This is a genomic window from Micromonospora sp. CPCC 205546, from assembly GCF_036902715.1.
In the GTDB taxonomy this organism is placed as follows: Bacteria; Actinomycetota; Actinomycetes; order Mycobacteriales; family Micromonosporaceae; genus Micromonospora.
In genome coordinates this window covers 1-12096 of sequence record NZ_JBAKHL010000011.1, presented here as the reverse complement: position 1 = coordinate 12096, position 12096 = coordinate 1, and the positions used below count along the sequence as shown (strand labels likewise).

Sequence of the window (12096 nt, the reverse complement as noted above, 5' to 3'; positions counted from 1 at the left end):
CATGGGAAACGATCTGGGTGCGGTCCTCGTCACGGGCGCCTCGTCCGGGCTGGGCGAGACGACCGCGCGGAACCTGGCCGCCACCGGCTTCACCGTGTACGCCGGGGTGCGGTCGACGGAGAGCGCCGCGCGGCTGACCAGCGCCACACCGGAGATCCGACCGCTGATCCTCGACGTCACCTGCGCCGAGTCCATCAGGGAGGCGGGCCGCCAGGTACGCGAGTGGACCGGCGACGCCAGCCTGCACGGCCTGGTTAACAACGCCGGGATCTGCGTGTCGGCGCCCCTGGAGTGCCTGCCGGTCGAGGAGTTGCGGGCCGAGCTGGAGGTGAACCTGGTCGGCGCGGTGGCGGTGACGCAGGAGTTCCTGCCGATGCTGCGCGCCCGGCCGGCCGCCGCCCCGACCGGCCCGGTCGGGCGGATCGTCAACGTCAGCTCGGGCATCGGTCGGGTCGCCGCCCCCTTCCTCGGCGCCTATGCCGCCTCCCAGTTCGCCAAGGAGGGATTGTCCGACGCGTTGCGCCGGGAACTCGCCCCGCTCGGGGTCAGCGTCTCGGTGGTCGAACCGGGCGCCATCATGACGCCGATCTGGTCCAAGGTGGCCTCGACCGCGCACCGGGTGGTGGACGAGGCCCCCGACGAGGTCACCGAGTGGTACCGGGAACGGTTCGACCGCTTCCTCGCGCTGAACGCGCAGCGGGCCCGGCAGAGCCGTACCCGACCGGAGGCCGTGGCCCGGGCCATCGGCCACGCGATGACCGTCCGACGCCCGCGGACGCGCTACCGCGTCGGACCGGACTCGTGGGCCGCCTCGGTGGCGGCGCGGCTGCTGCCCGACCGGATGCTCGACGCGGTGATCGGCCGCCAGTTCCCGACGACCGGACCCGACGGCGACGGCACCGGCCCGGCCGCGGACGGCCGGCGGCGCGAGTCCGTGCGATGAAGGTCCTGGTCGTCGGCGCCGGTGTGGCCGGCCTGACCACCGCGATCGCCCTCCGCCGCCGGGGCGTCGAGGTGGAGGTGTTCGACGCCGACCCGAAGGCCCGTACCTCCGGTGGCGGGCTGGGCATCGCCAGCAACGCCACCAAGGTGCTCCGTGCCCTGGACGTCGACCTGGTGGCGGCCGGGGTCGGCCGGGTGTGCGAACGGTTCGACCTGTGCACCCCCACCGGCAGGCCGTTGCGGGAACTGCCGTTGCGGTCCATCGCCGAGGAGCTGGGGTCGCCGGTGGTGAACGTGCGCCGCAACGACCTGGTGACGCTGCTGCGCGACTCGCTGGCCGGCACGCCGATCCACCACGGCGCGGCGGTGACGCGCTACGACCACGTCGACGGCGGCGTGTCGGTCACCTGCGCGGACGGCCGGAGCGCGACCGGCGACGTGCTGGTCGGCGCGGACGGGATCCGGTCGGTGGTCCGCGCCCGGATCGCCGGCCCGCAGCAGCTCACCGAGCACGGTTACGTCTGCTGGATCGCCACCGTGCCGTTCGACCACCCCCGGCTACGGCCGGGCGGCGCGCGGCACTACTGGGGCCGGGGGCAGCGGTTCGGCCTGATCGACGTCGGGGGTGGTCACGCGTACTGGTGGGGCACGAGGAACGTCCGCCCGGACGACGTGCGGCTGCGCCAGGGGAGCAAGGAAGAGATCCTGCGCTGCTTCGCGGGCTGGGCGGACGAGGTGCGCCAGGCCGTCTCGCTCACCCCCCAGGCCGACATCGTCAGCGTGCCCGCCCAGGATCGCCCCTTCCTCGAATCGTGGGGCGACGGACCGACGACCCTCGTCGGGGACGCGGCCCACCCGATGCTGACCAGCCTGAGTCAGGGTGCCGGCTCGGCGATCGAGGACGGTCACGCGCTGGCCCACCATCTCACCGTCGGCGACGACATCGTGACGAGTCTCCGCCGCTACGAGCGGAGCCGCCGCGAGCGCACCCGATGGCTGGTCTCGGCGTCCCGCCGGCTGAGCCGGATGGAGCAGATCGAGCACCCGGTCGCGGTGGGGCTGCGCGACCTCGCCCTGCGCTGGCTGCCGATGTCCGTCGTCCGCCGCCAGAACCTGGCTCCCATGCGCTACGAACTGCCGGCCACGCCGGCGCCCGTCACCCGAACGCAGCACGGAACAGGAGGAGTGTCATGACCGAAACGGCAGCCACGACGTCCGAGGGGTCGGCCCGCAAGAGCGGCCCGCTGCCGGTGGTCTGGGACATGCGGACGGGCGTCCGGGCCTGGTGGACGCCGGACAAGCCGCCGCCGGGCGCCAACGACCCGACCTTCCGGCCCACCCCCGAGCACCCCCGGCCGGTGCTGCTGCTGCACGCGTTCATGTCCAACCAGTCGTTCAACTTCCAGGCGGGCGCGCCCTTCCTGCGCAACCACGGATACTGCGTGTTCACCTTCAACTGGGGCAAGCCGCAGTGGTCGGGGCCGTTCAGCGTGCCGTTCCACGGCAACGCCGACCTGCGGCACAGCGGCCAGCAACTGGCCGCCGAGGTGGAGCGGATCAAGAAGCTCACCGGCGTTCCCAAGATCGACCTGGTCGGGCATTCCGGCGGCGGCGGGCTGCTGATGCAGTACTACCTCAATGTCCTGGAGGGCTACCCCAACGTCGAGAAGGCCGTCTCGATCGCGCCGTCCAACCACGGCGTCTCGTTCAGCACCATGACCTACGTGATGCGCAACGCGTTCCCGTTGTCGTACCACCTGATGGCCCGCAAGCTCTTCCCGCTCTGCGACCAGGGCGCGCCGGACTCGGAGATGATCGAGCTCATCTACGGCAAGGGGGACACCCGCCCCGGGCCGCAGTACACGGTGATCATGACGGAGCACGACCAGATCGTCACGCCGTACCACAAGGCGTTCCTCCACGGCGACAACGTCACCAACATCCTCCTGCAGGACGGCTGCCCCGAGGACCTGTGCGAACACGCCGGCATCATCTACAACGAGCGCGCCTGGCTGCACGTGCTCAACGCGCTCGACCCCGACAACGCCAAGCCCGTCCCACGATTCCGCGTCGACCCCTATTTCCCGGGCTGGAAGTGAACTCGAAGGAGCGGAGCACCACCATGGACGACGGCAGCACCTCCACCCGGACGTACGCCCGCCAACGGCTGCACGGTTGGCGACCGGACATCCACCACCCGGTACCGGGGCCCGGCGAGTCCCTGCCGCCGGGACCGGGCACCGCCAGCGCGGTGCAGTCCCTGCGCGTCTGGGGTGGTCGCAACACCTACTTCCCCCGCATGCAGCGCCGGTACGGGGACACCTTCCTGTTGCGGATCACGCCGGTGGGCAAGGTCGTCATCGTCTGCGGGCTGGAGGACGTCCGCAAGGTCGCCCTCGGCGCCCCCGCCGTCTTTCCCATCGGGGAGAACAACTCGCTGTTCGACGGGGTGATCGGCCGGCGGAACGTGCTGGCCCTCGACGGGGCAGAGCACCGCGCCGAGCGGCGGCGGATGATGCCGCCCTTCCACAGCGAGCGGGTCGCCGGGGTGATCTCGCAGATGAGGGAGACGACGGCCGACGAGGTCGCGAAGTGGCCGGTGGGCCGCACCTTCTCGCTGCTGGACCGGATGCGCGAACTCACCCTCCGGGTGATCACCCGGGTGGTCCTCGGAGTCGAGGACCCACAACGGGCCGACCAGTTCGTCGTCGCGCTGCGCCGGGTGGTGGACATCGGGACGCTGGACATGCTCATGTGGATCTGGCCGAAGCTGGCCGGGTTCGGCCCGTGGCGGCGGGCCGTGCAGGGGCTGGACCACGCCGACGACCTGCTCTGTGAGGAGATCGACCGGCACCGCCGCGACCCGGGGCGGCGGCAGCGCCGGGACGTGCTGTCCATGCTGCTCGACGGCGATCCCGACGACGAGCTGGTCCGGGTCGAGCTGGTCACCATGCTGGCCGGCGGGCACGAGACCACCGCGGTGTCCGCGGCGTGGATGTTCGAGCGGCTGCTGCGCCACCCGGCCGCCCTGGCCAGGGTGAGGGCCGGGCTGTCGGAGGAGAAGGACGAGTACCGCACCGCGGTGGTCAACGAGACGCTGCGGTTGCGCCCGACCTGCTACAACGTGGGCCGCCGGACCACCGAGCCGGTGGAACTGGGCGGTTACCGGGTGCCGGCGGGGACGTTCGTCTGGGCGTCGATCGGCGCCATCCACAGCGACCCCCGCTACTGGGGGGCGGACGCGGCGGCCTTCCGGCCCGAACGCTGGCTGGAACCTGACCCGCCGACCCGGGCGTTCCTGCCGTGGGGCGGCGGCGCGCACCGTTGCCTGGGCGCGATCTTCGCGCAGGCCGAGCTGGAGAACATCCTGCGTACCGTGCTACTCCACGTCGAGCTGAGCCCGGACCGGATGGCCGACGAGCAGATGACGATGCGCAACATCGTCCCGGTGCCCCGGCGCGGGGTGCGGGTACGGATCGACCGCCGGATCCGGGGGTGAACTGGCCGTGAGCCCGTTCGAAGATCCCGAGGGTGTCTTCCAGGTGCTGGTCAACGACGAGCAGCAGCACTCGCTGTGGCCCAGCGCGATCCCCGTGCCGACGGGCTGGCGGGTGGTCCACGGCGACGACTCCCGGGCGGCGTGCCTGGCGTACATCCAGCGGTCCTGGACCGACATGCGCCCGCTCGGCGCCCGCGACTGACCGCGCCGAGCTACCGTACGTCGGTCGAGTCCAACCACGTCGTGCGCCGACCTGCCCGCGGCGGCTCCGGCGCGGCGTCGACACCAGTGTCGAAACGCAGAAGGCCTCGCTTCGGCGGGGCCTTCTGCGTTTCGACAGACCGACCGGTTGGTGCTGCCTCACCACCTGACGACATCCCACGGTGCAGGTCAGCGCGGTTCTGTCAGCAGGCTCGCGACCCGGACCCACTCACGAGAACCGGCGGGCGCGGGTGATCCCGGAGCCGGCGCTGCCTGGATCAGCAGGGCTTGATGTTCCGCACCGGGAGCCAGTCGACGCCTGTCGCCTGGCTGGAGGGCGCGGCCGGCATGGTCCACGTGGACCCGATGGTGAACGTCAGGAGGGGACGGGTGCCCGTGGTCTGGTTGTTCACCCACGAGCCCGTGGTGACCCACGGGATGGCGTTGTACCTGCCGCAGATGGTCATGAAGATCGCATCGCCGGTCTGCCACTGGGTGCTGTACGCGCAGAAGTACAGGGAGGGGCAGGGCACGGCCGCGAGGCCGAACGGGTGCGCCTCGCCGGGCACGGCGACGTGCAGGTCGGCGCCCCTGAGCGCGATCGTGTTGAAGTCCGCCTGGGCAGCCTCCGCGCCGAGCTTGGCCAGATAGGTGTCGACCTTCCCCTGCAGGGCGCTCGCCTGTTCGGCGGTCAGGCCGGCCGCCCGGGCCTATGTCTGTCGGATCAACGATTTGTGGTGGCTCTGCTCCAAATGACACGAAAGCGACTCGTCCGGACTCCAGTTGCTGTCGCCGCGGTTGGCTCAGCAGCGCCCCGCAGCACAGATCGCCACCCTGCCCGCTGAAGGCGATGCCGTCCGAGCACGTCGACTCGGCGCCCGGCTCGCACCCGGCCGAGGCCAGACCACCGCGGCGAGGCCGCCGAAGGCGGCCTCGCCGACAGGTCACGGCTTGTCGATCAGCTTGGCCAGTGCGTCGTCGCCCTGCGCGATGACCGGGCCGCCGGCGCCGGGATAGGTGACCACCATGATCCGGCGGCAGCCGTCGAGTTCGACGTACGTCTGCGGGTCACCGCCCGTCACCGACCGCAGCAACGCAAAGCGGCTGGCGTGTGCGCTGCAGGGCTCGGCCGGTCCGGCAGCCTTGAGGACCTTCTCGATCGCCGTCCGGCGGTCCGCCTCCAGCACCGTCCCGTGCACGAAGTTGCCGGTCTCGCTCTTCGACACCTCATAGACGCACAGCCGGACCTGCTGCCGGGCGGGGAACGGCTCCGGCAGGGCACCGGTGCGGGGGCCGGGCTTCCTCGTCGTCTCCACCGACACGACGTCCTTCCAGCTCTGGCTGCAACCGGCCGCAGCGGCTTCGGCGGACTCGATCTCGGCAACCGGCCGGGTCGCCACGGTGGTCAACTCCAGTGCGGCGAGGGCCTCACGTACCTCGGGCCGCAGTTTTCCGCACGCACCGACCGGAATCCTGGGCCGCATCCACCGGCCGTCGGCGTCGACGACCGCCAGCCATGGCAGCATCGGCATCTCCAAGGTGCAGCTCCGGGCTGTGCTCGACTCGTCCGGCAGGCGGAGCGCGATGACGAGGGCGGCAACGTCATCGCCACGACGTTCCGTCAGCACCAGGTCCTCGCCCCCGTCAGCGCGTCGCTGCGGCTCTCGTTCGCAGATGACAACCCCGGTTGGGGCGAAGTCACCGTCCAGGCGGGGCAGGGCGGCCGCATCATCCTCCGGGGTCATGAAGCCGAGCCTGGCCATCCCCGGTGCCGCCTCGGCGCACGACGTCCAGCGCCCTTCTCCGCCGGAGCCGCCCGCCGTTCGGAGTGGAGGGGCGTGGTTGCCGGTGCTCATCTGCACCCCTCCGACGCCGAGCGCAACAACCATGGCCACGGCGAGCGCGCTGCTTCCGATCAGGCGCTGCCGGCGCCGGCGGACCCGCGCCGCCACCGCGCCAACCCGATCCATCGGCGGCGTCAGCCGGGGAACAGCCTCGGTCAGCAGGCGCTTGATGTCCTCATCTTCATGCCTCATTTCGTGACCTCCAGGTGGCAGGCATCTCAAGGTGCGGATCGGTACGCAGAATCCGTAGGGCACGGAAGGCCTGCACCTTGACCGTGTTGTGCGAGCAGCCGAGCACTTCCGCTGTCCGCTGGACCGTCAGGTCCTCGATGTAGCGGAGCACCACGATCGCCCGCTGCTGGCGGCTGAGCCTGGCCAAAGCGCGGCGTACCGCGTCCCGGTTGGCGGACTCCGCGGCTATGTCGCCGTGTTCGGACTTGTCCGGTGGCTGGCTTGAAATCTCGCTGCGCCAGCGCCGCCGCCACCAGGACACATACGTGGTGAACAACGCCTTGCGCGCGTACGCCTCGGGATGCCCGACCGTCTTGATCGTGGCCCAACGACCCCAGAGGTCTGCCAGGACCGTCTGTAACAGGTCCTCGGCCCGCCCGGCGTCACCGGTGAGCAGCCAGGCCGAACGCAGCAGCGCATCCGAGCGCGCCGCCACGAACTCGGCGAAGCCGTCCGGCGGTGTCAGTTCCCGGGGCCGTCGCATGTGCATATGCACCTCCCACCACATGAACGCGCTGGAGGGACGGTGAGGTTAACGCACGAGCAGATCAGATCTGCCCCTTTTCTGGGTGCTGGTCGGAGTGGGGCTGGCAGGCTGGTACCTCTCGCGATACGCCGCTGGCAGCTACAACCGGCTGACACCGAAGGTCCGCTATCGGACAGTGGTGGCTCGGGCCAAGGCCACGCTGGCCGAACCCATCCAACCCGACCTGCGTTCCCGCGAGGCGATGCGTATCAAATTGGTGCGGGTGAACCGCATTGGTTGTCGGCTTGCCACCTTCGACGACGGCGGTTGGCGGGCCGCACTCGGCCGGGAACGCCGGTGGCTGGTCGTCGTCACTTCCCTGGCCCTCGTGCCGCCGGTGTCGCTGGTGGTGTTCTGCATCTACCGGATGGCGACGGGCGTCCCGGCCGGACGGCTGGCTCCGAGCCTCTTGATCGGGGTGGGCACTGCCGCGTGCCTGCTGCTCGCGACGGCAAGTCGCCGACACCGGATCCGCACCGAACGTCACGAGCTTGGTCGGGAACTCCAGCAGAGCACACGCGACCTTCTCCGCAACCTCGTTGATCCGACAGCCTGGACGCCAGTACCGGCAGAGGTGATTGACGAGGTCGGTGTCGCGTTGCGGCGTACCCCCGGCTGGCATTCGCGTGCGGTTGCCCGCAGGCTGCGCGTGGACGGACCGGGTTCCACCGGTGGCCGCGACAGCTCCTCATCGCCCACGCCTGTCACGCAGGGTTAGGGAGCATCACTCTGCGAAATGGTTCTCTCATCGCGCCACGTACGGGGGGCGACGCCGAGGAAGGTCTCGGTTCGTTACGCTGCCCGAATGGCAGCGTGTCTCGAGCTGGCCAGGCCGCTCCCCCACGCGGGGTCCGGTCACGGTCTCTCCGGGGCAACCCCGGGGACGCGACACTCACCTCGGCACCACACCACAGGTGCGTCGGCACGCTCCGCGAGCCTGTGCACCCGCACGACCGGGCATCGTCGGGACACGCCGCCATCCATACCGGCCCGCCCGTGACCACCGTCCACGCCCTCGCCACCGCACTCGCCGACGCGTTCCTCGCCAGCGAAAACTGGCGCCGCACCGATCTCGTCGACCGCGGCGGCCTCGTCCTCGGCGTCCGACGCCGATGGCTGTGGCCGGTCACCGACGCCGTTCTGGTCGCCTACCCCCACCCACCTACCGACCGGCCACGCGAACTGGCCGACTTCCTGACCACCCTCGACCCGCTACACGCAGCAGTCGTCGCCGCCCGCCAGCACGACCGGCCGATCGTCATCCGGAGCCGGCCCGTGACGCCGACCCGCACCGTCCGCCGCCCCTGGCACACCCCGGTCGTCGACGATGTCGGCGCCCTGGCCTCGATGCTCGGTCTGAGCGTCGAGCACCTCGACTGGTACGCCGACCGACGCGCCATGAACCGCTGCGCCACCGACCAGCGCCTGCACCACTACCGCGGCCGGCTGATCGAGGCGCCCAAGTCCCGGCTCCGTGCCCTGCAACGCCGGCTTCTCGCCGAGGTCCTCGGCCCCATCCCGGTCCACCCCGCCGCCCACGGCTTCGTACCCGGCCGCTCCGCATACACCTTCGCCGCTCCCCACACCGCACAGCCGGTCGTCGTCCGAATCGACCTGCTCGCCTTCTTTGCCCATGTCCCCGGCACACGCGCCTACGGACTGTTCCGCACCGCCGGCTACCCCGAACCCGTCGCCCACACCCTCACCGGCCTGTGCACCACCCGCACCCCGCACCCGGTACTCCGCCAGGCACCCACCGACCTGCCGCACCGGGCGACGCGGCTCGCGGCGCTGCGCACCAGCCACCTCCCCCAGGGGGCACCCACCTCCCCCGCGCTGGCCAACCTTTGCGCCTACCGGCTCGACCGCCGCCTCACCGGCCTCGCCGACGCCTACGAGATCACCTACACCCGGTACGCCGACGACCTCGCCTTCTCTGGCGACCTCCCCACCCGCCGGGCCCGCAACCTGATCGCCGCCGTCACCGACATCGCCCGCGACGAGGGCTTCCGCATCCACCCGGACAAGACCCGCGTCCGTGGGAGCGCCGATCGGCAACTCCTCGCCGGACTCGTCGTCAACCAACACCCCGCCACACCCCGCGAGGAGTACGACCAGCTCCGCGCCGTCCTCCACAACGCCACCCGCACCGGCATCGACGCGCAGAACCGGACCGGCCACCCCGCCTTCGCCGAACACCTCGCCGGACGCGTCACCTGGATCGGCCAGCGCCACCCCGCCCGCGCCGCCAAACTCGCCACGCTGCTGACCAAAGCACTCGCCCGCAGCGACGTTGAGAAGGCGGGCGGGTGCTCGGCGGCAGCCACCTGAGGCGATTCGGCGCCGTCCTCTCGTTCACCACCGCGACCGCGCTCGCTGGCATCTGGACGGCAGCCGAACACATCGCTGGGCAGGCGTCCTGGGCCGTACCGACCTTCGGAGCGTTCGCGGCCACCGGCATCGTCGTCTGGATGGCGTGGCAGCCTGCCGCCGTCGTGCACTCCTTCGCCCCGCTCCGGTGGGCCCGGGTGACCATCGGCCTGGCCCTGCTGCGGTCCGGCCGTGGGCCGGACCGCCCGTCGGTTGGTCAGGCGCGGGTACGCTGCCGCACCCGGGTTGAGACGACCGCGCCGACTACCATGAGGACCGCGACGACCAGGGACGGCAGGGCGTCGGGCCGGTGCAGCAGTTCCACCGTCGACCCGGCGTTGCCCAGTTGGTAGAGCGTGCCCAGCAGGAGGGTGGGAGCGACGGCAATCAGCAGTCGCTGGTCGGCCGTCGCCACCCACAGGAAGGCAGCTGCCCCGGCGATCACCATGGTGGCGGCAACGATCTGCGAGCTCATGTCGACGCGGCGGAAGCCTTCCGCAGGGATCAGATGCAGGGCGAGTATGCCGGCGGTGACCAGAACGGCGTTGGCCCGGGGCGCCGGCGGCACGTCCGACGGACGCCGCAGGCCCACCATGATCAAAGGCGCGGCGACAACCGGTGCCCACCACTGCGGCAGGCCGTTGAGGAACAGGTACGGGGAGATTGCGGTCGGCACCACCACCGCAGCTACCACCAGGACGGCAGCGGTGCGGGTATGGCCCGCGACGAGCGCCACCAGCGCCGCGATCATCATGACCGCGTAGACGCCGTGGTCCCGCAGGACGGCCAGGGGGTCCAGGAATCCGCCGAACTGGAACGCCTCGACGAGGTCGTCCAGGCCCATGAGCGCACCCAGCGCCAGCACCGCCATGGCACCCAGGTGGATGCCCTGCCAGATCAGCACGGCGGTGGGACGGGCCGCGGTGCTGCCACCGTGCACCTGCAGGGCGCCCCGGATCAGCGAGGCCGCCTCCCGGACGCTGGGCCAGCGGCGGGTGGTCGGTTCCTCGCCGATCAACGTGTCGATCAGTTCGTCGGCACGTTCGCGGCGATAACCGGCCGGATAGGCCCGCAGCAGCATGCGGTAACGCTTCTCCAGAACATCAGAACTCATGCTGGTCTGATCCTCGCGATAGAAGGTTGATGGGCGCTTCCCTGCGGGAAGCTGCGGTGTGGCAGGCGATCCATGACCACCCGGGCGGCCCGGGCGAGCCGGTCGGCTTCCTCGGCGAGTACGCGGTAGCCCTCGTCGGTGAGCCGGTAGTAGCGGCGGGCACGCCCGTTGACGATCTCTTCACCGTCGGCGGTGATGAGTCCCTCGCCGAGCAGCCGATCGATCACCGAGTACAGCGAGCCGGCAGCGAGTGTCACCCGCTCGTCGGACAGCTCGGTCACCCGCTTGATCACGGCATACCCGTGGAGAGGGCCACCGAGCAGGGCAGCAAGGACGAAGTACGACGGTTCCCGCAGCGCGGGACGCGAAGTCGATCGCATGGCGCCGAATATACAAGCAACATGAGTATCTAGCCAAGATGACCGTCTGCCCTGGCCGACTCACCTGAACGTCCCCAATAGACGGCGCACTCCGGACGTCCGGCCGGGCGAGGGCTCGACGACCGGGTACTCGCGGGACAAGTTCCCGCACCGGATCAGCATCAGTAGCACCTGAAACACCCGCGAGCAGGTAGAGGCTCACCGAGCCACGCAGGGCCGCCGGCTACACGCAAGAGACGCTGGCGCCGCTGACGCACAGCGACAACGGAGCACCATCGGGGCACCAGACTTAAAATTGGGAAGGTCCGTCCCAAGGCGCAGAAGCAATCAAGGCTGTGACCGGCGTTTCCGCTGGTCACAGCCTTGATCGTGAAGTGCGCCCGAAGGGACTCGAACCCCTAACCTTCTGATCCGTAGTCCGAACCCGTTAGATGATCTCTACGCTGCGTAAGGGCAGCTTCGCGCGTGCTGCTGTGTGCTTATGCGTGCCGAAACAGGCGGCTGAGTGTCTGCTGGTCAGGGCGGTGCCGCGAGCAGGTGCGACATCCCGCAGGCGGCTGTCGGGCCCTTGCAGGACGTGCTGTGCTGTTCCTGTTCCGAGCGTGCTGGCCAAGTCCCGAACATCCGAGCACCACCGGAGCACCATCACGGCTGGTGACCATCGACGTCGTCGCGCCTGGCGGGCACCGTCGTCGTCTGCCGCCAAGGACCCTCGCTGGTCGTCGCCGCGAGCGCGTGTCGACCGAGGACGGCAGCGCTCACCGAGCGTCCGTGAGACTTAGGATTCAAAGGTAGGCGGCATGCCCGGCGGGAGTTCGCGCAGGCCGTCGGCCCAATTCTTAAGTCGGGAGCGCCGGTCAGGTCCTTGTCGGTCAGGTCGCGCTCGCCGGCGACGAGTACAGATCTTGAAAGGCCAGGTTCGTCTGATGTGGATGGCGTTGCTGGTGTGACGGTTGTGGTGTCGGGTAGATCGGCGGTATGAGGTATCC

At 70.5% G+C, this 12096-nt stretch carries 12 protein-coding genes; 7 read left to right on the top strand and 5 right to left on the bottom strand.

What is annotated here, in order from left to right; translation table 11 throughout:
• Position 1: 1 nt before the first annotated feature.
• Genes V6U77_RS08975 through V6U77_RS08955 form a run of 5 tightly spaced genes read left to right on the top strand, consistent with a single transcriptional unit; the run spans position 2 to position 4643 of the window.
• The gene (locus V6U77_RS08975) at positions 2-943 is read left to right on the top strand and encodes an SDR family oxidoreductase (RefSeq protein ID WP_334605775.1); all 942 of its coding nucleotides are present in this window, start codon (positions 2-4) and stop codon (positions 941-943) included.
• Positions 940-2136, top strand: a complete 1197-nt coding sequence (locus tag V6U77_RS08970) for an FAD-dependent oxidoreductase (protein WP_334605774.1) — start codon at positions 940-942, stop codon at positions 2134-2136. Before V6U77_RS08975 ends, V6U77_RS08970 begins: the two co-directional genes overlap by 4 nt.
• On the top strand, positions 2133-3041 hold the full coding sequence (locus V6U77_RS08965) for an esterase/lipase family protein (protein WP_334605773.1): 909 nt from the start codon (positions 2133-2135) through the stop codon (positions 3039-3041). Before V6U77_RS08970 ends, V6U77_RS08965 begins: the two co-directional genes overlap by 4 nt.
• 23 nt (positions 3042-3064) lie before the next feature.
• A complete protein-coding gene (locus V6U77_RS08960) occupies positions 3065-4441 on the top strand; it encodes a cytochrome P450 (RefSeq protein WP_334605772.1) in 1377 nt (458 codons plus the stop codon).
• Position 4442: 1 nt separating this feature from the next.
• On the top strand, positions 4443-4643 hold the full coding sequence (locus tag V6U77_RS08955; RefSeq protein WP_334605847.1) for an MbtH family protein: 201 nt from the start codon (positions 4443-4445) through the stop codon (positions 4641-4643).
• A 277-nt stretch (positions 4644-4920) separates the two neighbouring features.
• Here the strand turns inward: V6U77_RS08955 and V6U77_RS08950 are convergent, their stop codons facing one another.
• The 3 genes from V6U77_RS08950 to V6U77_RS08940 form a co-directional block, all read right to left on the bottom strand.
• Positions 4921-5211 (bottom strand): hypothetical protein, encoded by a 291-nt coding sequence (locus tag V6U77_RS08950; RefSeq protein ID WP_334605771.1) that lies wholly within the window; start codon positions 5209-5211, stop codon positions 4921-4923.
• 375 nt (positions 5212-5586) lie between these two features.
• The gene (locus V6U77_RS08945; RefSeq protein ID WP_334605770.1) at positions 5587-6741 is read right to left on the bottom strand and encodes a hypothetical protein; all 1155 of its coding nucleotides are present in this window, start codon (positions 6739-6741) and stop codon (positions 5587-5589) included.
• Complete coding sequence (locus V6U77_RS08940; RefSeq protein WP_334605769.1) at positions 6668-7201, bottom strand: SigE family RNA polymerase sigma factor; 534 nt, start codon at positions 7199-7201, stop codon at positions 6668-6670. The genes V6U77_RS08945 and V6U77_RS08940 overlap by 74 nt, the downstream gene beginning before the upstream one ends.
• 85 nt (positions 7202-7286) lie before the next feature.
• On the opposite strand from V6U77_RS08940, the gene V6U77_RS08935 reads away from it, so the two are divergent.
• Positions 7287-7961 carry a hypothetical protein gene (locus tag V6U77_RS08935; protein ID WP_334605768.1) on the top strand — a complete coding sequence of 225 codons (675 nt, stop codon included), beginning with the start codon at positions 7287-7289 and terminating at the stop codon, positions 7959-7961.
• Positions 7962-8239: 278 nt separating this feature from the next.
• A complete protein-coding gene (locus tag V6U77_RS08930) occupies positions 8240-9574 on the top strand; it encodes a reverse transcriptase family protein (RefSeq protein WP_334605767.1) in 1335 nt (444 codons plus the stop codon).
• A gap of 256 nt (positions 9575-9830) precedes the next feature.
• On the opposite strand, the gene V6U77_RS08925 is transcribed toward V6U77_RS08930, so the two are convergent.
• Both V6U77_RS08925 and V6U77_RS08920 read right to left on the bottom strand, forming a co-directional pair.
• Positions 9831-10694 (bottom strand): hypothetical protein, encoded by an 864-nt coding sequence (locus tag V6U77_RS08925; protein ID WP_334605766.1) that lies wholly within the window; start codon positions 10692-10694, stop codon positions 9831-9833.
• A 29-nt stretch (positions 10695-10723) separates the two neighbouring features.
• Positions 10724-11107, bottom strand: a complete 384-nt coding sequence (locus tag V6U77_RS08920; RefSeq protein WP_334605765.1) for a PadR family transcriptional regulator — start codon at positions 11105-11107, stop codon at positions 10724-10726.
• Between the last annotated feature and the right edge of the window lie 989 nt (positions 11108-12096).

Coding starts and splice junctions, on each gene's coding strand:
- V6U77_RS08960 (WP_334605772.1), top strand. CDS start 3,065: ATGGACGACGGCAGCACCTCCACCCGGACGTACGCCCGCCAACGGCTG.
- V6U77_RS08925 (WP_334605766.1), bottom strand. CDS start 10,694: ATGCTGCTGCGGGCCTATCCGGCCGGTTATCGCCGCGAACGTGCCGAC.
- V6U77_RS08965 (WP_334605773.1), top strand. CDS start 2,133: ATGACCGAAACGGCAGCCACGACGTCCGAGGGGTCGGCCCGCAAGAGC.
- V6U77_RS08940 (WP_334605769.1), bottom strand. CDS start 7,201: ATGCGACGGCCCCGGGAACTGACACCGCCGGACGGCTTCGCCGAGTTC.
- V6U77_RS08970 (WP_334605774.1), top strand. CDS start 940: ATGAAGGTCCTGGTCGTCGGCGCCGGTGTGGCCGGCCTGACCACCGCG.
- V6U77_RS08920 (WP_334605765.1), bottom strand. CDS start 11,107: ATGCGATCGACTTCGCGTCCCGCGCTGCGGGAACCGTCGTACTTCGTC.
- V6U77_RS08975 (WP_334605775.1), top strand. CDS start 2: ATGGGAAACGATCTGGGTGCGGTCCTCGTCACGGGCGCCTCGTCCGGG.